General features: G+C 67.1%; 15 protein-coding genes. 8 read left to right on the forward strand and 7 right to left on the reverse strand.

The window, feature by feature from the left end; all coding sequences use genetic code 11:
• Nucleotides 1-185 precede the first annotated feature (185 nt).
• From M0765_RS10845 to hprK, 4 genes are all read left to right on the forward strand, one after another.
• Nucleotides 186-2,303, forward strand: coding sequence for an ATP-dependent helicase (locus M0765_RS10845; protein WP_258503638.1), 2,118 nt, complete (start codon nucleotides 186-188; stop codon nucleotides 2,301-2,303).
• A gap of 223 nt (nucleotides 2,304-2,526) precedes the next feature.
• Nucleotides 2,527-2,856 (forward strand): ribosome hibernation-promoting factor, HPF/YfiA family, encoded by a 330-nt coding sequence (gene hpf / locus M0765_RS10850; protein WP_126748817.1) that lies wholly within the window; start codon nucleotides 2,527-2,529, stop codon nucleotides 2,854-2,856.
• A 179-nt stretch (nucleotides 2,857-3,035) separates the two neighbouring features.
• A complete protein-coding gene (locus M0765_RS10855; protein WP_126748816.1) occupies nucleotides 3,036-3,503 on the forward strand; it encodes a PTS sugar transporter subunit IIA in 468 nt (155 codons plus the stop codon).
• A gap of 108 nt (nucleotides 3,504-3,611) precedes the next feature.
• Nucleotides 3,612-4,571, forward strand: coding sequence for an HPr(Ser) kinase/phosphatase (gene hprK / locus M0765_RS10860; RefSeq protein ID WP_258503639.1), 960 nt, complete (start codon nucleotides 3,612-3,614; stop codon nucleotides 4,569-4,571).
• A gap of 99 nt (nucleotides 4,572-4,670) precedes the next feature.
• Here hprK and fur read toward each other — a convergent pair whose 3' ends face one another.
• Nucleotides 4,671-5,090 carry a ferric iron uptake transcriptional regulator gene (gene fur / locus M0765_RS10865; protein WP_258503640.1) on the reverse strand — a complete coding sequence of 140 codons (420 nt, stop codon included), beginning with the start codon at nucleotides 5,088-5,090 and terminating at the stop codon, nucleotides 4,671-4,673.
• An 85-nt stretch (nucleotides 5,091-5,175) separates the two neighbouring features.
• On the opposite strand from fur, the gene M0765_RS10870 reads away from it, so the two are divergent.
• From M0765_RS10870 to M0765_RS10885, 4 genes are all read left to right on the forward strand, one after another.
• Nucleotides 5,176-5,739, forward strand: a complete 564-nt coding sequence (locus M0765_RS10870; protein ID WP_258503641.1) for an outer membrane protein assembly factor BamE — start codon at nucleotides 5,176-5,178, stop codon at nucleotides 5,737-5,739.
• 89 nt (nucleotides 5,740-5,828) lie between these two features.
• On the forward strand, nucleotides 5,829-6,677 hold the full coding sequence (dapB, locus tag M0765_RS10875) for a 4-hydroxy-tetrahydrodipicolinate reductase (protein ID WP_258503643.1): 849 nt from the start codon (nucleotides 5,829-5,831) through the stop codon (nucleotides 6,675-6,677).
• 7 nt (nucleotides 6,678-6,684) lie between these two features.
• The gene (locus M0765_RS10880) at nucleotides 6,685-7,386 is read left to right on the forward strand and encodes a MotA/TolQ/ExbB proton channel family protein (RefSeq protein WP_258503644.1); all 702 of its coding nucleotides are present in this window, start codon (nucleotides 6,685-6,687) and stop codon (nucleotides 7,384-7,386) included.
• Nucleotides 7,387-7,407: 21 nt separating this feature from the next.
• Nucleotides 7,408-7,878 (forward strand): ExbD/TolR family protein, encoded by a 471-nt coding sequence (locus tag M0765_RS10885; protein ID WP_258503645.1) that lies wholly within the window; start codon nucleotides 7,408-7,410, stop codon nucleotides 7,876-7,878.
• Between the two features lie 135 nt (nucleotides 7,879-8,013).
• Here M0765_RS10885 and M0765_RS10890 read toward each other — a convergent pair whose 3' ends face one another.
• The 6 genes from M0765_RS10890 to M0765_RS10915 all read right to left on the reverse strand — a co-directional run bounded on the left by M0765_RS10890 (nucleotide 8,014) and on the right by M0765_RS10915 (nucleotide 19,356).
• Nucleotides 8,014-10,497: a glycogen/starch/alpha-glucan phosphorylase gene (locus tag M0765_RS10890; RefSeq protein WP_258503646.1), complete on the reverse strand. Its 2,484-nt coding sequence runs from the start codon at nucleotides 10,495-10,497 to the stop codon at nucleotides 8,014-8,016.
• A gap of 41 nt (nucleotides 10,498-10,538) precedes the next feature.
• A complete protein-coding gene (glgA, locus tag M0765_RS10895; RefSeq protein WP_258503648.1) occupies nucleotides 10,539-12,020 on the reverse strand; it encodes a glycogen synthase GlgA in 1,482 nt (493 codons plus the stop codon).
• A 17-nt stretch (nucleotides 12,021-12,037) separates the two neighbouring features.
• Nucleotides 12,038-13,336: a glucose-1-phosphate adenylyltransferase gene (gene glgC / locus M0765_RS10900; protein ID WP_258503650.1), complete on the reverse strand. Its 1,299-nt coding sequence runs from the start codon at nucleotides 13,334-13,336 to the stop codon at nucleotides 12,038-12,040.
• Between the two features lie 83 nt (nucleotides 13,337-13,419).
• Entirely contained in the window at nucleotides 13,420-15,498 is a 2,079-nt protein-coding gene (glgX, locus tag M0765_RS10905) for a glycogen debranching protein GlgX (protein ID WP_258503651.1), read from the reverse strand.
• 4 nt (nucleotides 15,499-15,502) lie between these two features.
• Entirely contained in the window at nucleotides 15,503-17,674 is a 2,172-nt protein-coding gene (gene glgB, locus M0765_RS10910) for a 1,4-alpha-glucan branching protein GlgB (protein WP_258508207.1), read from the reverse strand.
• 5 nt (nucleotides 17,675-17,679) lie between these two features.
• On the reverse strand, nucleotides 17,680-19,356 hold the full coding sequence (locus M0765_RS10915) for an alpha-glucosidase (RefSeq protein WP_258503653.1): 1,677 nt from the start codon (nucleotides 19,354-19,356) through the stop codon (nucleotides 17,680-17,682).
• Nucleotides 19,357-19,479: the final 123 nt, after the last annotated feature.

The following is a 19,479-nucleotide window of genomic DNA, read 5'->3' on the forward strand; positions in this document are numbered from 1 at the left end:
TGGGGCGAGGGAGGGGCGCTTTCAAATCCCAGGCCCGGCAAGCAGGCGTCAGAGGGGAGTTGAAAGCTGCCGAGACGGAGCGGTTTCCATGATGCGGTCTCCAGTTGCAGCGAGGCGCGATTATGTCATCGGCCATATGACGGCAGCGTCGCCGATCTGGATGGACATACAGTAAAGTCACGGCCATGCAGACCGCTGCGCTCCCCGTTTTTTCCGCCGCCGGTGCCACGCAGGCCGACCGCCTTGCCGCCGCGCTCGGCGCGCTCAACGACGAGCAGCGCGCCGCGGTCGAGCATGGCGTGGGCACCCTGGTCGGCCGCGACGAGCGTCCGCTGCTGGTCATTGCCGGTGCGGGTTCCGGCAAGACCAGCACGCTGGCACACCGTGTGGCGCACCTGATCGCCGGCGGCGTCGATCCGCAGCGCCTGCTGCTCCTGACCTTTTCGCGCCGCGCCGCACAAGAGATGGAGCGCCGCGCGGGCCAGGTGCTGGCGCGCGTGCTCGGGCTCAAGTCCGAAAAGCCGCCGGCGCTGCCGTGGGCCGGCACTTTCCACGGCATCGGCGCGCGCTTGCTGCGCGAATACGCCGCCCACATCGGCTTGAACGACAACTTCACCATTCACGACCGGGGCGACGCCGAAGACCTGATGGGCCTGGTGCGCCACGAGCTCGGCCTGTCGACCAGCGTGAACCGCTTTCCGCGCAAGGGCACGTGTCTTTCGATCTACTCGCGTTGCGTCAACACGCGGGCGCCGCTGGCCCAGGTGCTGTCCGAAGCCTTTCCCTGGTGCGCCGAGTGGGAAGCCGAGCTCAAGCGCCTGTTCGGCGCCTACGTGGAAGCCAAGCAGCAGCAGAACGTGCTCGACTACGACGACCTGTTGCTCTACTGGGCCGGAATGGTGGCGGAGCCTGCGCTGGCCGACCTGATCGGCGCGCGCTTCGACCACGTACTGGTCGATGAATACCAGGACACCAACCTGCTCCAGGCCGCGATCCTTCTTGCGCTCAAACCCGACGGACGCGGCGTGACGGTGGTGGGCGACGATGCGCAGTCGATCTACTCTTTTCGGGGCGCAACGGTCCGTAACATTCTCGACTTTCCCTCACAGTTTTCGCAGGCTGCGCGCGTCGTCACGCTGGAGCGCAACTACCGCTCGACGCAGCCGATCCTCGACGTCTCGAACCGGGTCATCGCGCAAGCCGCCGAACGGCATGCCAAGACGCTCTGGACCGACAAGCCGTCCGCGGGCCGGCCGCAACTGGTGCTGGTGCCCGACGAGGCACAGCAAGCCGTGTGGGTGGCCGACAAGGTGCTGGAGCACCGCGAAGGCGGCCTCGCGCTCAAGTCGCAAGCGGTGCTTTTTCGCACCTCCACGCACAGCGCGCCGCTCGAGCTCGAATTGGCGCGCCGCAACATTCCGTTCGTGAAATACGGCGGTCTCAAGTTCCTCGAGGCCTCGCACGTCAAAGACTTGCTCGCGGTGCTGCGCTTCGCCGAAAACCCCCGCGGGCGCATGGCGGGGTTTCGCGTGACGCAGCTCATTCCGGGCATCGGCCCCGCCACCGGCGCACGGCTGCTCGACGCCATGGACCAAGCGGCCGACCCGGCCGCGGCCGTGCGCGACTTCGTGCCGCCGGCCGCGGCGCGCGCCGAGTGGGCGGTGTTCGCGGAGGCGTATGCCGCGCTGCGTACGCCCTCGCTGCCATGGCCCGCCGATGTGGACCTGGCGGTTCGCTGGTACTTGCCGCACCTGGAGCGGCTGTATGACGACACCTCGGGCGTGCGGCGCGGCGATATCGAGCAGCTTGCGCGGCTTGCGGCGGGCTACGGCTCGCGCGAGCGCTTCCTGACCGAGCTCACGCTCGATCCGCCCGAAGCCACCAGCGACCGCCCGGGGCCGCCGTTGCTCGACGAGGACTACCTGATCCTCTCGACCATCCATTCGGCCAAGGGACAGGAGTGGAATTCGGTGCATGTGCTCAACGTGGTCGACGGTTGCCTGCCGGCCGACGTGGCGCAGAGCGCGCACGAGCTCGAAGAGGAGCGGCGCCTGCTCTATGTGGCGATGACCCGCGCGCGCGACCACCTGCATTTGCTGGTGCCGCAGCGCTTCTACGTCACGCAGCAGGCCGTGCGCGGCGACCGGCATCTCTATGCCAACCGCACGCGTTTCATTTCCGAGCGCGACCTTGCGGGCTTCGAGCAGCAGACCTGGCCGCCCCCGCCGGAGCGGCCGCCCGCCGTGCCGCCGCCAGCCGCGGTGATCGACCTGCGCAACCGCATGCGCGCCGCCTGGAACTGAAGACAAGGTCAGATTTCGCCTGTAACCGGGCGAGGAGCCAGCGCGACCCCCGGGCAACTCAGGTATTGCAATACCGTGACAGCTTGGGCATAGTGAATCGACCTTCTCCTCTTTCTCTTCTTCTCTTTCTCTCCCCCGCACCCATTTCATCTGTATGTCGCCGGCCACGCTTCATTCCGGAGTGCTGGTCATTTCCCCAACCGTCAATTCCAGGAGGTCTTTCATGAATTTGACGATCAGCGGTCATCACCTCGACGTCACACCTGCCTTGCGCACTTACGTCACGAGCAAGCTGGACCGGATCACTCGGCATTTCGACCAGGTGGTCGATGTCAAGGTGATCCTTACGGTGGAAAAGCAGAAGGAAAAGGAACGCCGGCAAAAGGCGGAATGCAACATTCACGTCAAGGGCAATGACATGTTCGCGGAATCGAGCCACGCTGATCTCTACGCCGCGGTCGATGAGCTGGTCGACAAGCTCGACCGGCAAGTGGTGCGCCACAAGGACCGCCTGCAAGACCACCATCACGCGGCGCCCAAGCGCGTGATGTAAGGCAGGGCTCCGGCTGCGGCCGGCCTGCGCCAAGCCGCCTTCGGGCGGCTTTTGCTTTTTATTACGTCTTTTCGGCCCTTGATCCACGGGCCTCTGGGCAACATGTAGATAAAAAGTAAGTAACCGGACTGGGGGTTTTTACCAAGCAGGTGCATAATCGCCCCCGCCCCGCACCCACCATGAATCGCCTCGCGTCCATCCTGCCGCCCGCTCAAGTCCTCGTGAGCGTTGACGCTACGAGCAAGAAGCGTGCTTTCGAAGAAGCAGGCTTGTTGTTCGAGAGCCTTCACGGCCTGGGCCGTGCCCTGATCACCGACAGCCTGTTTGCGCGCGAGCGCCTGGGCTCCACCGGGCTCGGCCACGGGGTCGCCATTCCGCATGGCCGGATCAAGGGCCTCAAGGCACCCATGGCCGCCGTTTTCCAGCTGGCAAATCCGATCGGGTTCGACGCGCCGGACGAGCAGCCCGTCGGCCTGCTCATCTTTTTGCTGGTGCCCGAGGCGGCCACCCAGAAGCACCTTGAAATCCTCTCCGAAATTGCCGAGCTGCTGAGCGACGCCGGCCTGCGCGAGCAGATCAAGTCGAGCACCGACGCCGCCGCGCTGCACGGGCTCATTGCCGGCTGGCAGTCCACGCAAGTCGCGTAGAGGTGCTCTCCGCACCCTTCAGAGGCCGCAGCAGCGGCCCCGCAGTGCCGGTTCCGGGTTATTCTGGCCTGCTCCAACACTAGGCGCTGAGCGCCATCTCCCGCACGCATGAAGCCGACCGTCATCAGCGCCGATGCCATGTTCGAGGAATTCCGCGGCTCGCTCCGCTGGGAGTGGCTCGCAGGGCTCGGCGCCTCCGAACGCCAATTCGACCCCGAAGTCATCAGCCGCGCGCAGTCGGCGGCCGACCTGGTCGGTTATCTCAACTACATCCACCCGTACCGCGTGCAGATCCTGGGGGCCCGCGAGGTGGCCTACCTGACGCGCGGCAGCCAGGAAGACTGCGCCCGGCGCATTGCCCGCATCGTCACGCTGGAGCCGCCGATGCTGGTATTGGCCGACGGCCAGGCCGCGCCGGACGAGTTGCTATCGATTTGCGAGCGCGCGCAGTTGCCGCTGTTTGCCACCCGCGAGTCGTCGGCTTTCGTGATCGACCTGCTGCGGGCGTACCTGTCCAAGCATTTCGCCGAGCGCACCTCGATGCACGGCGTGTTCATGGACATCCTGGGCATGGGTGTGATGATCACCGGCGAATCGGGACTCGGCAAAAGCGAGCTCGGGCTGGAGCTGATTTCGCGCGGCAACGGCCTGGTCGCCGACGACGCGGTCGATCTTTACCGCATCAACCAGAACACCATCGAGGGGCGCTGCCCCGACCTGCTGCTGAACCTGCTGGAAGTGCGCGGCATCGGCCTGCTGGACATCCGCGCGATCTTCGGCGAGACGGCCGTGCGCCGGAAGATGCGGCTCAAGCTCATCGTGCACCTGGTGCGGCGCGACAGCTTCGAGCGCGACTACGAGCGCATGCCTTCCGCGCCGCTCACGCAGGACGTGCTGGGCATTCCGGTGCGCAAGGTCATCATCCAAGTGGTGGCCGGGCGGAACATCGCCGTGCTGGTGGAGGCTGCGGTGCGCAATTCGATCCTGCAGCTGCGCGGCATCGACACCTATGCCGACTTCGTGGCGCGCCACCACAAGGCCATGGAAAGCGGCCGCGACGGGGACTGACCGAGCGATGCGGCCGCCGCCGGGCCGCCCCAAGGCGGTCCGCGCCTCCCCCTCGGGGGGTGGAGTTACACGCAGCGAAGCGAAGTGAAAAGCCGGGGGCTAACGCTTGCTGGCGCAATCGGCGCAGAGGCCGTACAGCGACATGGCGTGGTCCTGCAGGATCCAGCCCTTGTCCTTGGCAATCATCTGCTGGCGGCGCTCGATCTCGGCGTCGTAGAACTCCTCCACCTTGCCGCATGACGTGCAGATCAGGTGGTCGTGGTGCGTGCCCTCGTTGAGCTCGTACACCGCCTTGCCGCTTTCGAAGTGGCTGCGCTCGAGGATGCCGGCCTGTTCGAACTGCGTCAGCACGCGGTAGACGGTGGCCAGGCCGATGTCGGAGTGCTCGTTCAAAAGCACGCGAAACACGTCTTCGGCCGTCATGTGGCGCTGGCTGCCGGTCTGGAAGATCTCCAGGATCTTCAGGCGTGGCAATGTGGCCTTGAGGCCGGTATTCTTGAGTTCGTCGATATTGGCCATGATGGTTCCTGCCCCGGTCTGCGGCAAGGCCCCCGAGGGGCCAGCCGCTACAATGGCCGATCATATCGCTACCCTCTTTTCTCCCATGCCTGCCATTCTCCAACGCCGTCCCTGGCTGCTGGCCGCGGCCGTCGCAGCGACGTTCTGCCTCAGCGCCTGCAGCGGTTTCAGCGATCGCACGCGGGGTGCGCTTGCGGCCATCACGCCCTACAAGGTCGAAGTGGTCCAGGGCAATTTCGTGTCCAAGGAACAGGTCGAGGCGCTCAAGCCCGGCATGTCGCGCCAGCAAGTGCGTGAAATCCTCGGTACTTCCCTCCTGACCGACGTCTTCCACAAGGACCGCTGGGACTACGTCTTCACCATCAAGCGCCAGGGCGTCGACCCGCAGGAACGCCGTCTCACGGTCTTCTTCAAGGGCGAGCTGCTCGACCGCTTCGAGGGCGACCCCATGCCGAGCGAAGAAGAATTCGTCGCCACGCTCGACACCCGCAAGAAGAGCGGCAAGGTTCCGCCGCTCGAAGCCACGGAAGAAGAGCTGAAGAAATTCGCTCCCAAGGAAGACAGCAGCAAGAAGGCCGAGGCCACCGCTGCTGCCCCCAACCTGCCGCCGCTGCCGGCGGCGTATCCCCCGCTCGAAGCGGCGCGCTGAGCACGCGCCAACCAGCGAGGGCGGGCGCACCCGCCGAGTCAGGCGGGCGCGTGCCGGTCTCCATGCCCCATTTCAAAGGCTGAACCTGCGTGACTGAATCCATTTCTTCTTCCATCTCCGAGTCTTCCACGCCCGCCCTCCGGCGCGTTGCGATTGCAGGAGCCTCGGGCCGCATGGGCCGCATGCTGGTCGAGGCGGTGCGCGAGGCGCAGGATTGCCGCCTTGCCGGCGCGCTCGACATGGCGGGCAGCGACGCCATCGGCGCCGATGCGGCCGCTTTCCTCGGCTTCACGAGCGGCGTGCCGATCGTCTCCGACCTGCGCACCGGTCTGCAGGATGCCCAGGTGCTCATCGACTTCACGCGCCCTGAAGGCACCCTTGCGCACCTGGCCATCTGCCGTGAACTCGGCGTGCAGGCCGTGATCGGCACCACCGGCTTCAGCGATGCGCAAAAGGCCGAAATCGCCGAGATCTCGAAGGACATCGCGATCATGGTCTCGCCCAACATGAGCGTGGGTGTCAACGTCACCTTCAAGCTGCTCGAAATGGCGGCCAAGGCCATGTCGACCGGCTACGACATCGAGATCATCGAGGCGCACCACCGCCACAAGGTCGATGCGCCGTCGGGCACCGCGCTCAAGATGGGCGAAGTCATCGCCGAGGCGCTGGGCCGCGACCTGAAGGAATGCGCCGTCTACGCACGCGAAGGCATCACCGGCGAGCGCGACCCCTCCACCATCGGCTTCTCCGCCATCCGCGGCGGCGACATCGTGGGTGACCACACCGTGCTGTTCGCCGGCACCGGCGAGCGCATCGAAATCACCCACAAGTCCGCCAGCCGCGTGACCTACGCACAGGGCGCGCTGCGCGCCGTGCGCTTTCTGGCCGGCCAGAAGTCGGGCCTCTTCGACATGTTCGACGTACTGGGTCTCCGCTGAAAAACCGATGAGCGTGCTCGAACTGCTGACCCAGGGCGACGGCGTCAGCCGCTCGGTGGCCGCGCTGCTGCTCGCGATGTCGATCTCGAGCTGGGTCGTGATTCTCTGGAAAGCCTGGTTGCTGCGCGGCGGCACGCGCGACGTGCTGCGCAGCATTGCGGCGTTCTGGCAATCGGCCACGCTGGCCGATGCGGAACAGCGGCTCAAGGCCTTCGACCGCGCCACGCTGGTGCTGCCGGCGGTGAGCGCCATCAAGAATGCCGCCGCCGAAGTGAACAGCGCAACCCTCGGTGCCACCGGCGACCGCAATCAGCGCCTCACGCGGGCCCTGCGCGAAGCACTGCACGGTGCGCTGCGCCGCCTCCAGTCCGGCCAGATCCTGCTGGCCACGGTGGGCGCCACCGCCCCGTTCGTCGGCCTGCTCGGCACGGTGTGGGGCATCTACGGCGCGCTCTCGGGCATTGCGGGCCAATCGGGCGGCTTCACCATCGACAAGGTCGCGGGCCCCGTGGGCGAGGCGCTGGTAATGACGGCTTTCGGCCTCGCCGTGGCCATTCCGGCCGTGCTGGCCTACAACGTGTTCGGCAGGGTCATCGGCCGCGTCGAGGCCGAGCTCGAGGGCTTTGCGCACGACCTGCTCGGCAGCTTCGGAAGCGCGCCGGCACCTGCCGCGCCGCCGCCCGCAAGGCCGATGCCGGTTTCGGCCTGATCGAACGGGGCTCGGCACACCATGGCCTTCGGTCGCACCTCGCTCGGCAGCAGTGCCGCTGGCGGCGGGCGCGCGACAGGCGCCGGCGGACAACGGCCGCTGTCCGACATCAACGTCACGCCGCTGGTCGACGTGATGCTGGTGCTGCTGGTGATCTTCATCATCACCGCGCCGCTGATGGCAAGCTCGATCAAGCTCGACCTGCCGCAGACCAATGCCGGCCAGCCCAACGACACGCCCAAGTTCGTGAGCGTGTCGGTCGATTCATCGGGCAAGGTCTTCTTCAACGACCAGGCAGTCACCGATGAAGAGCTGGCCACCCGGCTGCAGAAGGCCGCCGCCGACAGCAAGGACACCGAGGTGCAGTTGCGCGCCGACCAGACCGTGCCCTACGGCAAGGTCGTGGCGCTCATGGGCATTGCGAACAAGGCGGGCCTGAGCCGCATCGGGTTTGTGACCGAGGCCGAGGCGGCGCCCGAAAAGCCGCGCTGATCTGTCTTCCTCCTTCCCCCTTTGGGGGAAGGTTGGGATGGGGGCGGACCCCGCATCCCGATGACGCGAAGACATTGAGCGCCGTCGTGCCCCCACCCCGGCCCTCCCCAGAGGGGGAGGGAGAAAGACGAAGACTTAGCCCAGCACCACCGGCTTGGTGCGCCAGATCTCATGCGCGTACTCCGCGATCGTGCGGTCCGATGAAAACGCCCCCATGCCCGCCACGTTCAGGATGGCCATGCGCGTCCATGCGTCCGAGTCGCGGTACAGCGCATCGACTTCGGCCTGCTTTGCGACGTAGCTCGCGTAGTCGGCCAGCAGCAGATAGTGGTCACCCCAGTTCACCAGCGCATCGAAGATGCCCTGGTAGCGCGCCGTCTCTCCGTGCGAGAACGCGCCGTCGCGAATGGCATCGAGCACGCGCTTGAGCTCGGGGTTGGCTTCGTAGATGTCGCGCGGCTGGTAGCCGTGCGCGCGGATGTCGGCCACTTCGGGCGTGGTGTTGCCGAAGATGAAGATGTTCTCCGCGCCCACGTTGTCGCGCATCTCCACGTTGGCGCCGTCCAGCGTGCCGATGGTGAGCGCCCCGTTGAGCGCGAACTTCATGTTGCCCGTGCCCGAGGCCTCGGTGCCCGCCGTGGAAATTTGCTCCGACAAATCGGCCGCGGGCATGATCACCTCGGCCAGGCTCACGCTGTAGTTGGGCAGGAACACCACCTTCAACAGTTTGCCCACCCGGGCGTCGTTGTTGATGGTGCTCGCCACGTCGTTGATCAGCCGGATCACGAGCTTGGCCATCTGGTAGGCCGATGCCGCCTTGCCCGCGAACACCACCACGCGCGGCACGATGTCAACGGTTCCGCCCGCGGCCTGCGCATCGAGGATGCGGTGGTAGCGCGTGATCACGTGCAGCACGTTGAGCAGCTGCCGCTTGTATTCGTGGATGCGCTTCACCTGCACGTCGAACATCGCGTCGGTGTCGAGCACCAGGCCCATGTGCTGTTCCACCCAGTTGGCAAGGCGTAGCTTGTTCTCGCGCTTGGCATGCCGAAAGGCGCGCGCGAAGGGTGGCTGCACCGCCATCGGCCGCAGCGCCTCGAGCTGCGAAAGGTCGCGCCGCCAGCCCTTGCCCAGGCGCTGGTCGAGCAGGCTCGCGAGCGGCGGGTTGGCCTGCGCGAGCCAGCGCCGCGGCGTCACGCCGTTGGTCTTGTTGTTGAAGCGCTCCGGAAAGATCTTCGCGAAGTCCGCAAAGATCGACTGCTTCATGAGCTCCGAGTGCAGGCCCGACACGCCGTTGATCGAATGGCTTGCGAGCACGGCCACGTACGCCATGCGCACGCGGCGCTCGCCAGCCTCGTCGACCAGCGAGAGCCGGCGCAGCAGTTCCACATCGTTGCCGGCCTTCTGCGTCACGGCCGCGAGAAACTTCGCATTCATGTCGTAGATGATCTGCAGGTGCCGCGGCAGGATGCGGCCCAGCATCTCGACCGGCCAGGTCTCGAGCGCCTCGTGCATGAGCGTGTGGTTGGTGTAGCTGAACACCTTCTGCGTGTGGGCCCAGGCCACGTCCCACGCCAGGCCGTGCTCGTCGAGCAGCAGGCGCATGAGCTCGGGCACCGCCAGCACCGGATGCGTGTCGTTCAGGTGAATGCTCACCTTGTCGGCCAGCTGGTCGAAGGTCTTGTGGTTGCGCAGGTACCGCCGCAGCAGGTCTTGCACGCTCGCGCTGCAGAAAAAATATTCCTGGTGCAGCCGCAGCTCGCGGCCGGATGGCGTGGAGTCGTCGGGGTAGAGCACGCGCGAAACGTTCTCGGAGTGGTTCTTGCTCTCCACCGCCGCCATGTAGTTGCCGCGGTTGAAGGCCGAGAGGTCGATCTCCTCGGTGGCGCGCGCCGACCACAGCCGCAGCGTGTTGGTGGCCTGCGTGCCGTAGCCCGGAATGATGGTGTCGTAGGCGACGGCCAGCACGTCGTGCGTGTCGACCCAGTCGGCCGCGCCGTAGGGAGCATTGGTGCCTTCGCGCCTTTGCACGTGGCCTCCGAAGCGCACGCGGTAGTTCACCTCGGGCCGCTGAAACTCCCACGGGTTGCCGCGCGTGAGCCAGTAGTCGGGCGTTTCCACCTGCTGGCCGTCGACGATGCGCTGGCGGAACATGCCGTATTCATAGCGGATGCCGTAGCCCATGCCCGGCACGCCGAGCGTGGCCATCGAGTCGAGAAAGCAGGCCGCGAGCCGGCCGAGGCCGCCGTTGCCCAGCGCCGCGTCGGGCTCGCGCTCGGACAACGCCGCCATGTCGACGCCGAAGTCGGCGAGCGCATCGTGCACCGTGTCGTACAGGTCGACCGCCAGCAGCGCATTGGTGAAGGTGCGCCCGATCAGGAACTCCATCGAGAGGTAGTAAACGCGCTTCAGGTCTTGCGCATAGTTGGCGCGCGTGGTCGCCATCCAGCGTTCGACCAATTGGTCGCGCACCGCCATCGAGGTGGCAATCAGCCAGTCGTCCTGGCTAGCCGCCACAGGGTCCTTGCCGACGGCGTAGATGAGCTTGTTGGCAACTGCGCGCTTGAAGGCGGCCACGTCGCGGTCGGGATGGTCATAGGCGAAGTCTTTGATGGTCATGGGCTTCGGTAAATGGTTGTGGGTTGTGCGCCGTGGCGCAATCAGGCGACCGCCGGCTCGAGCGCCTGCCGGTACACCTCGATGTATTGGGCGGCTGCGCTGGCCCAGTCTGCCGGGCGCCGCATGGCGTTGCCGCGCACCCGCCGCCAGTCCGGCGCGCGCTGGTAAAGAGCGAAGGCGCGCCGCAGCGCGCGGTTGTAGTCGGCGGAGTCGAAGCGGTCGAATACGAAGCCGGTGGCGTCTCCGCTGGCCAGGTCTTCGAGCGTGCAATCGACCACTGTATCGGCCAGGCCGCCGACGCGGCGCACCAGCGGCAGGCTACCGTATTTCAGGCCGTACATCTGCGTGAGGCCGCAGGGCTCGAAAAGCGAAGGCACCAGCGTCACGTCGCCGCCGCCGAAGAGCTGGTGCGCCAGCGATTCGTTGTAGCCGATGGTGACGCTGACCGACTGCGGCGCCGCTGCCGCGCGCTGGCGAAAGGCTTCTTCGAGCCAGGCTTCGCCGCTGCCCAGCAGCGCAAGCTGGCCGCCTTCGGCCAGCAGGGCGTCGAGTCCGCCGAGCACCAGGTGCAGGCCTTTCTGTTCGGTGAGCCGGCTCACGAGGATGAAGAGCGGCACATCGGCGCGCACGGCCAGCCCCAGCTGATGCTGCAGCACCGCCTTGCAGCGCGCCTTGCCCGCCATGTGGCGGCCTTCGGGCGTGTGATAGCCCTGCACCAGCGCCGTGTCGATGGCCGGGTTCCAGACCTTGTCGTCCACCGCGTTGAGGATGCCGGTGAGCACATTGCCGCGCAGGCGCAGCAGGCCGTCGAGCCCGAAGCCCTGCTCGGGCGTCTGGATCTCGCGCGCGTAGGTCGGGCTCACGGTGGTCAGGCGGTCCGCAAAGTAGAGGCCGCCTTTCATGAACGACACCTGGCCGTGGTATTCGAGCCCGTTCATGTGGAATGCCGGCCCCGGCAGGCCCAGGTCGGCAAAGTTCCATGGCGCCGAAATGCCCTGGTAGGCCAGGTTGTGCACCGTGAACACGCTGCCCACGCGGGGCGCACCGGCTTGCCGCGCAAAGTGCAGGTAGGCCGGTGCCAGGCCCGCATGCCAGTCGTGCGCATGCACGACCTCGGGCTGCCACGTGGGGTCGAGCCCCTGTGCCAGCTGCGCCGCCGCCCAGCCCAGCAATGCGAATCGGCGATGGTTGTCGCCGTAGGGCTGGCGCGTGGCGTCTTCGTAGGGGTTGCCGGGCCGGTCGTACAGCGCCGGCGCATCGATCACGTAGGCGGGAATCGGCGGGTTGCCGTCGATGGCAATGCGCCCCGCGAGCAGGGCGAAGCGTTCGCCCCACGGCGCGGCAAGCTCCCCCACCAGAGCCAGGTCGCGCACGCCGGCCACAATGGCCGGAAAGCCGGGCAGCAGCACCCGCGCGTCCTGCCCCGCGGCCATGAGGGCGATCGGCAACGCGCCCGCCACGTCGGCAAGGCCGCCGGTCTTGAGCAGGGGAAAGAGTTCGGCGCTGACCTGGAGTATTCGCATCGTGGAGCGGTGCGGCCTCAGGCAGCCAGTCGCTTGAGCATTTCGCGCGTGACCAGCACCACGCCAGTTTCGGTGCGCTCGAAGCGGGCGGCATCGGCGGCGGCATCCTCGCCGATCACCATGTCGTCGGGAATCACGCAGCCGCGGTCGATCACAACCTTGCTGAGCCGGGCGCCGCGGCCCACCTCGACATCGGGCAGCAGCACCGCCTCGTTGATTTCGCAGAACGAATGGATGCGCACGCCCGAGAACAGCACCGAGCTGCTCACCTTGGAGCCCGAGACGATGCAGCCGCCCGAGACGATGGTGTTGACGGTCATGCCGTGCTTGCCGTCCCGGTCGAGCACGAACTTGGTCGGCGGCAACTGCCGCTGGTAGGTCCAGATGGGCCAGTCTGTGTCATAGATGTCGAGCTCGGGGGTGATCGAGGCCAGATCGAGGTTGGCTGCCCAGAATGCATCAATCGTGCCCACGTCGCGCCAGTAGGCCTTGGCGTCGGGCCCGCGCGAGGCGCGGGTGACGCACGACATGCCGAACGGATGCGCCAGCGCACGGCCCTGCGCCACGGCGCGCGGGATGATGTCCTTGCCGAAATCGTGGCTCGAATCGGGGTTGGCGGCGTCTTCCTCGAGCAGCTGGTAGAGGTATTCGGAGTCGAACACGTAGATGCCCATGCTGGCCAGCGCTACATCGGGATGGCCCGGCATGGCGGGTGGATCGGCCGGCTTTTCGAGAAAGGCGGTGATCTGCCGGCCGTCGTCGATGGCCATCACGCCGAAGGCCGTGGCTTCCATGCGCGGCACCTCGATGCAGCCGACCGTGCAGCCCAGGCCGCGCTCGGCATGGTCCTTGACCATGATCGAGTAGTCCATCTTGTAGATGTGGTCGCCGGCCAGCACCACCACGTAGTCGTGCTTGGTCGAGCGGGTCTGGATGATGTCCAGGTTCTGGAACACCGCATCGGCCGTGCCTCGGTACCAGTGCTCGTCTCCCGTGCGCTGCTGCGCGGGCAGCACGTCGACCATTTCGTTGAGCTCGGCGCGCAGAAAGCTCCAGCCGCGCTGCAGGTGGCGCATGAGCGAGTGCGACTTGTACTGCGTGACCACCGCCATGCGCCGGATGCCGGAGTTGAGGCAATTCGACAGCGCGAAGTCGATGATGCGGAACTTGCCGCCGAAGTAGACCGCCGGCTTGGCCCGCCGGTCGGTCAGCTGCTTCAGGCGCGAGCCGCGCCCGCCGGCCAATACCAGCGCGATGGTGCGGCGAACCAGTTGATGCGCCTGCAGGGGCGCTTGCGGCGTGCTGTTGTTGTCCATTTGGGTCTCCGTTCGTTGTCGGGTCGTCTCGTCGTCGTCAGGGTTTCCGCAATCAGCCTAGCACCGTGCCGCACGGCTGGCTCCTACGTTCTTGCAATCCACAAGCTCGAATGAGGCACTTGCACCGTGCCCGCACGGGTCCGGTCTGGGTTGCTACCGGCGTCCGCCTCGGGGTCGGTCGCGAGCCGGCAGCGCCACGCACCGGGAGGCAGTGCGAATGAAACGGCTTGCGCCCCCGCATTCACCAGTACCAGCCAGGCCGTTCCATCCGTCGCCTCGGCTTCGAAAAGGATTGCAAGCGCCGTGCCGTGGTTCCAATCGGCTTCCTGCATGGGCGATCCGTCGGGCCGCAGCCAGCGGATGCCCGGTGTTCCCGGTGCCTGCCGCGCCGGCCACCACCGCGTGCTGCGCAGCGCGGGCGCTTCGCGGCGCAGGGCGATGAGCCGCGCAACGAAGGCGCTCAGTCGAGCGGCGTCGCTTGCGGGTTCGTGCGTGCCGATCCACGCGAGCCATGTGGTTTCGTTGTCCTGGCAATAGGCGTTGTTGTTGCCTTGCTGGGTGTGACCGAGCTCGTCGCCGGCCAGCAGCATGGGCGTGCCTTGCGAGAGCAGCAGCGTGGCGAGCAGCGCCCGCTGCAGCCGGCCGCGTTCGGCCAGCACCGCGGGGTCGTCGCTCGGTCCTTCGACCCCGAAGTTGTTGCCCAGGTTGTGGGCATGGCCGTCGCGGTTGTTTTCGCCGTTCGCGAGGTTGTGCCGCTCTTCGTAGCTCAGCAGGTCGCGCAGCGTGAAGCCGTCGTGCGCCGTGATGAAGTTGACGCTGGCGGTCGGTGCGCGGCCGTGGTGGGCGAACTGCGCGCTCGAGGCGGTGAAGCGATGCGCAAAATCGCCGAGGCCCGCTGCGCCCCCGCGCCCTTGCCGCAGCCAGAAGCCGCGCTGCGTGTCGCGATAGCGGTCGTTCCACTCGAGCCAGCCCGGCGGAAATTCGCCCAAGCGGTAGCCGCCCGCGCCGATGTCCCAGGGCTCCGCGATCAGCAGCGTGCGCGAGAGCACCGGGTCTTGCGCAACGGCCGCGAAGAAGGGCGCGCGCGGGTCGAAGTTGCCATCGGCACCGCGCCCCAGCACCGGTGCCAGGTCGAAGCGGAAGCCGTCCACCCCGAGTTCGCGAACCCAATGGCGCAGGCTGTCCATCACCAGCTGCAGCACGCGCGGCTCGGCCAGGTTGAGGCAGTTGCCGCAGCCGGTCCAGTTCGCATACAGCGCGCGGTCGTCCGAACGCAGGTGGTAGTACAGCGCGTTGTCGATGCCGCGCAGCGAGAGCGTGGGGCCGAACTCGTCGGTCTCGGCGCTGTGGTTGTAGACCACGTCGATCACCAGCTCCATGCCGCGCGCATGCACCGCGTCGGCCATGGCGCGGAACTCGCTGGCCGGCGTGGTGCCGGGGCGGCCGCTCCAGTAGCGCACCTCGGGCGCAAACCAGCCGATGGTGTTGTAGCCCCAGTAGTTGCTCAGGCCCATGGCGAGCAGCCGCTGCTCGTCGGCGCGGTGCTGCACGGGCATCAGGCTCAGCGTGGTCACGCCGAGGGACTGCAGGTGGTCGAGCACCGCGGGTTCGGCCAAACCGGCGTAGGTGCCGCGCAATGCGGCGGGCACGGCGGGGTGCAGCCGGGTCTGTCCCCGCACATGCAGTTCGTAGAGCACACGCTCGCCGGCCGGAATGCGGGCATGGCCCGGGGCTGCCGCCGTGCCGCCGGCCGCCGCCACGCGGGCCTTGAGCGCCACGGCCGCGTTGTCGCGCGTGCTCCGCTGGTCCGGGCTCGCGGGATCCTGTCCCAGGAACAGGTCGCTGCCGTCGTATGCGCCGACGATCTCGCGCGCATACGGGTCGAGCAGCACCTTGGCGGCGTTGAACCGCTGCCCCTCGTGCGGCGCCCAGGGGCCGTGCACGCGAAAGCCGTAGACCAGCCCGGCGCGGCCGCTCGGCAGCAGGCCGTGCCAGACGCCGTCGGTGAAGGCTGGCAGCCGGATGCGCTGCTGTTCGTTGCGGCCCGTCGCGTCGAACAGGCAAAGCTCGACAGTCTCGGCGTTCGGAGCCACGAGCGCAAAGTTCACGCCGTTCGGCGAAAGCGTTGCACCAAGGGGAAAAGGGGAGCCCGTATTCAGCATCGTTTCAAGCCAATACCCACATCACCGTGGCCAAGGGCGGCACGCTGATTTCGATTGCATGGTCCTTGCCGTGCCAGCGGGTCGATGAACTCTCGACCAGGCCATTGCCCACGCCGCTGCCGCCGTACACCGCGGCATCGGTGTTGATGGCCTCGCGGTATGCGCCCGCCGCGGGCACCCCCAGCCGATAGCCGTGACGCGGCAGCGGCGTGAAGTTGCACACCGCCACCACGAACGAGCCGTCCCGCGCCCGGCGCACGAAGGCGAACACCGACTGGTCGGCATCGTCGTGCACGATCCACTCGAAGCCGGGTCTTTCGGTGTCGAGCTCGTACAGGGCAGGGAAGTGCCGGTACACGTTGTTGAGATCGCGCACCAGACGGCGCACCCCCTGGTGCATCGGGTGCTCCAGCAGGTGCCAGTCCAGGCTGCGGTCGGCGTTCCATTCGGCCACCTGCGCGAATTCGCTCCCCATGAAGAGCAGCTTCTTTCCCGGATAAGCCCACAGGTAGCCGTAGAGATTGCGCAGCCCCGCGAACTTCTGCCATTCGTCGCCGGGCATGCGCCCGAACATCGAGCCCTTGCCGTGCACCGCCTCGTCGTGCGACAGCGGCAGCACGAAGTTCTCGCTGTGCGCATACATCAACCCGAAGGTGATCTGCTGGTGATGGTGCTTGCGGTGGACGGGGTCGGTGCCCGCATAGGCGAGCGTGTCGTTCATCCAGCCCATGTTCCATTTGTAGTGAAAGCCCAGGCCGCCGTCCTCGGGCGGCCGCGTCACGCCCGGAAAACTCGTCGACTCCTCGGCCAGCGTGATGGCGCCCGGCCGCTCCACGCCCACCACGTGGTTCATGCGCCTAAGGAAGCCGATGGCCTCGAGGTTCTCGCGTCCGCCATAGGCGTTGGGCACCCACTCGCCAGCCTTGCGGCTGTAGTCGCGGTAGAGCATGGAGGCCACCGCGTCGACGCGCAGGCCATCCACGCCATAGCGTTCGAGCCAGTACAGCGCATTGCCGACCAGGTAGTTGCGCACCTCCGTGCGCGCGTAGTTGAAGATGAGCGTCTTCCAGTCGTTGTGAAAGCCTTCGCGCGGGTCGGCATATTCATAGAGCGCGGTGCCGTCGAAGCGGCCGAGGCCGTGTGCATCGGTTGGAAAGTGCGCGGGCACCCAATCGAGGATCACGCCCAGCCCCGCCGCATGCGCTGCTTCGACAAAGTGCCGAAAGTCGCCCGGCGTGCCGAAGCGCGAGGTGGGTGCATACAGGCCGATGGGCTGGTAGCCCCACGAGCCGTCGAACGGATGCTCACTCACCGGCAGCAGCTCGATGTGCGTGAAGCCCATGTCGCGCGCATACGGCACCAGCGTGTCGGCCAACTCGCGGTAGTCCAGCCATTCGTGCCCGTTCTTGCGGCGCCATGAGCCCAGGTGCACTTCGTAGATGCTGATCGGCACATGGCGGCTGTTGGCCGCCGCCCGATCGGGCGGCATGGCCACCGGCGCGGGCAGTGGCGCCACCACGCAGGCGGTTTCAGGCCGCAGGCGGGAAGAAAAAGCAAACGGGTCGGCCTTGCGCAGCACCTCGCCTTCGGACGAAAGAATCTCGAACTCGTAGCTGTCGCCGGTGGCCACGTGCGGCGCAAAGATTTCCCACACGCCGCACTCGCGGCGCAACCGCATCATGTGGCGCCGGCCGTCCCAGTTGTTGAAGTCGCCCACCACCGACACGCGCCGCGCATTCGGTGCCCACACCGCAAAGGCCACGCCCTTGACGCCATCGACCTCGCGCAGGTGCGCGCCCAGCCGCTCCCACGGCCGCAGGTGCGTGCCCTCGGCCAGCAGCCACACGTCCGTTTCGCCGAGCACGAACGGAAAGCGGTAAGGGTCTTCGAGCCGCGAGGTGTGCGTGCCCCAGTCGACCTGGAACGAATAGCCCAACAGTGCCTCCGCTGCCGGCACCAGGCCCGAAAAGATGTCGGTGCCGTCTTGCCGGGCGAGCATGGCCAGCGGCCAGCCCGTGCGCGTGTGCATCACCGCCACGCTGTGCGCGCCGGGCAAGAGTGCGCGCACCTGCAGGCCGTCGCGTGTCTCGTGCGGCCCGAGCACCGCGAACGGGTCGCCGTGTTCGGCGCGCATCAGCGCGCGCGCTTCGCGTTCGGGCAGCAGCATCGGTGGCATGTTCTTCACATTTGCTCTTCGCTGGCGGGGCGGCCGAAAAAGACACCATAGGGTGGCAGCGTCAGCATGCTGCTGTCGCCGCGTGCCTGCACGCGGGCCCCGGCCTGCGGCGAATGCGGATGCCCCGGCAACGGCACGAGCGCCTCGCGCAGCGCGACCGAAACGGATTCGTCTCCCAGGTTGAAGAGCGCCTGCAGCGACTGATTGCCCTCGCGCCGCTCGAACCACAGCACCGGCTCGGGCGCATCGAAAAAGGCGATGCTGCCCGTGCGCAGCAGCGGCTGCGTGCGGCGCCAGTGCAGCAGCGCGCGGCTGAATGCGAGCATCGAATCGGGATCGGTCGATTGGCGATCGACCGCCAGCGGCAGGTGGCGGCCATGGACCGGCAGCCAGGGCCCGCCGGTGGTGAACCCGGCATGAAGCTCGTCGGCCTTCCAGGGCATGGGCGTGCGGCAGCCGTCGCGGCCCTTGAACTCGGGCCAGAACGCGCGGCCGTAGGGGTCTTGCAGCAATTCGAACGGCACCTCGGCCTCGGGCAGGCCGAGTTCCTCGCCCTGGTAGATGCTGGCGCTGCCGCGCAGGGTGAGCAGCAGCGTGAGCCAGAGCCGGTCGCGCCGGGTGTCTTCGGGTTTGCCGTTGCTCCAGCGCGTGGCCACGCGGGGCACATCGTGGTTGGACACGGCCCAGCAGCCCCAACCACCCGTGGGTGCGAGTGCCTGGTCGAGCGTTTCGACCTGGTGGCGCAGGTGCTGCACGCTGTGGTCGGCCGTCAGCAGGCTGAAGCTGTAGGCCAGGTGCAGGCGCCGGCCGAGTTCGGTGTACTGCGCCATCACGGGCGGCGCGTTCTCGTCGCCCACCTCGCCGAGCGCGACGGCGCCGTAGCCATCGAGCAGCTTGCGCAGGTTCTCGAGAAAGAGCAGGTTCTCCATCTGGCTCTTGTCGTAGAGGTGCTGCTGCATCGCATAGGGGTTGTCGGCGCGCACGGTGCTCACATCGTCCAGCGCGGCCGTGCTGGCCGGCGGGTTGTCGCGCAGCTGCGCGTCATGAAACTGGTGGTTGCAGGCATCGAAGCGGAAGCCGTCCACGCCGCGCTCGCACCAGAAGCGCACCTCGCCGAGCAAGGCCTCCTGCACATCGGCGCAATGAAAGTTGAGATCCGGCTGCTCCTTCAGAAAGCTGTGCAGGTAGTACTGCCGGCGGCGCGAGTCCCACTGCCAGGCCGAGCCGCCGAACACCGAGAGCCAGTTGGTCGGCGGCGTGCCGTCGGGCCGTGGGTCGGCCCACACGTACCAGTCGGCCTTGGGGTTGTCGCGGCTCGAGCGGCTTTCGGCAAACCAGGCGTGCTGGTCGGACGTATGCGAAAGCACCTGGTCGATGATGATCTTCAGACCCAGCGAATGCGCGCGGGCCAGCATCTCGTCGAAATCGGACAGGGTGCCGAAGATCGGGTCGACGTCACGGTAGTCGGACACGTCGTAGCCGAAGTCCTTCATCGGCGAGCGGAAGAAGGGCGACACCCAGATCGCATCGACCCCCAAGCCGGCCACGTGCTCGAGCCTGGAGGTGATGCCAGGCAGGTCGCCAATGCCATCGCCGTTGCTGTCCATGAAGCTGCGCGGATAGATCTGGTAGATCACCGCGCCGCGCCACCATTCGCTGTTGCTGCTTTGATTGCTGCGCATGCTGCCCCTGTGGTCTGAAAATCATTGTGGCATGCGAGATCCGGGCCCGGTCCATGCATGGGTCTCTCCGGTCGCACCTGAAAAGCTTTCTACACTGGGCAGGGGTTTCATGTGAACCCCGCT

The sequence above is a fragment of the Variovorax sp. S12S4 genome, assembly GCF_023195515.1.
Lineage (GTDB): Bacteria > Pseudomonadota > Gammaproteobacteria > Burkholderiales > Burkholderiaceae_C > Variovorax.

Excerpts from the sequence above, each read along its gene's own strand:
- M0765_RS10845 (WP_258503638.1), top strand. The coding sequence starts at position 186 with ATGCAGACCGCTGCGCTCCCCGTTTTTTCCGCCGCCGGTGCCACGCAG.
- hpf (WP_126748817.1), top strand. The coding sequence starts at position 2,527 with ATGAATTTGACGATCAGCGGTCATCACCTCGACGTCACACCTGCCTTG.
- M0765_RS10855 (WP_126748816.1), top strand. The coding sequence starts at position 3,036 with ATGAATCGCCTCGCGTCCATCCTGCCGCCCGCTCAAGTCCTCGTGAGC.
- hprK (WP_258503639.1), top strand. The coding sequence starts at position 3,612 with ATGAAGCCGACCGTCATCAGCGCCGATGCCATGTTCGAGGAATTCCGC.
- fur (WP_258503640.1), bottom strand. The coding sequence starts at position 5,090 with ATGGCCAATATCGACGAACTCAAGAATACCGGCCTCAAGGCCACATTG.
- M0765_RS10870 (WP_258503641.1), top strand. The coding sequence starts at position 5,176 with ATGCCTGCCATTCTCCAACGCCGTCCCTGGCTGCTGGCCGCGGCCGTC.
- M0765_RS10880 (WP_258503644.1), top strand. The coding sequence starts at position 6,685 with ATGAGCGTGCTCGAACTGCTGACCCAGGGCGACGGCGTCAGCCGCTCG.
- M0765_RS10885 (WP_258503645.1), top strand. The coding sequence starts at position 7,408 with ATGGCCTTCGGTCGCACCTCGCTCGGCAGCAGTGCCGCTGGCGGCGGG.
- M0765_RS10890 (WP_258503646.1), bottom strand. The coding sequence starts at position 10,497 with ATGACCATCAAAGACTTCGCCTATGACCATCCCGACCGCGACGTGGCC.
- glgA (WP_258503648.1), bottom strand. The coding sequence starts at position 12,020 with ATGCGAATACTCCAGGTCAGCGCCGAACTCTTTCCCCTGCTCAAGACC.
- glgC (WP_258503650.1), bottom strand. The coding sequence starts at position 13,336 with ATGGACAACAACAGCACGCCGCAAGCGCCCCTGCAGGCGCATCAACTG.
- glgX (WP_258503651.1), bottom strand. The coding sequence starts at position 15,498 with ATGCTGAATACGGGCTCCCCTTTTCCCCTTGGTGCAACGCTTTCGCCG.
- glgB (WP_258508207.1), bottom strand. The coding sequence starts at position 17,674 with ATGCCACCGATGCTGCTGCCCGAACGCGAAGCGCGCGCGCTGATGCGC.
- M0765_RS10915 (WP_258503653.1), bottom strand. The coding sequence starts at position 19,356 with ATGCGCAGCAATCAAAGCAGCAACAGCGAATGGTGGCGCGGCGCGGTG.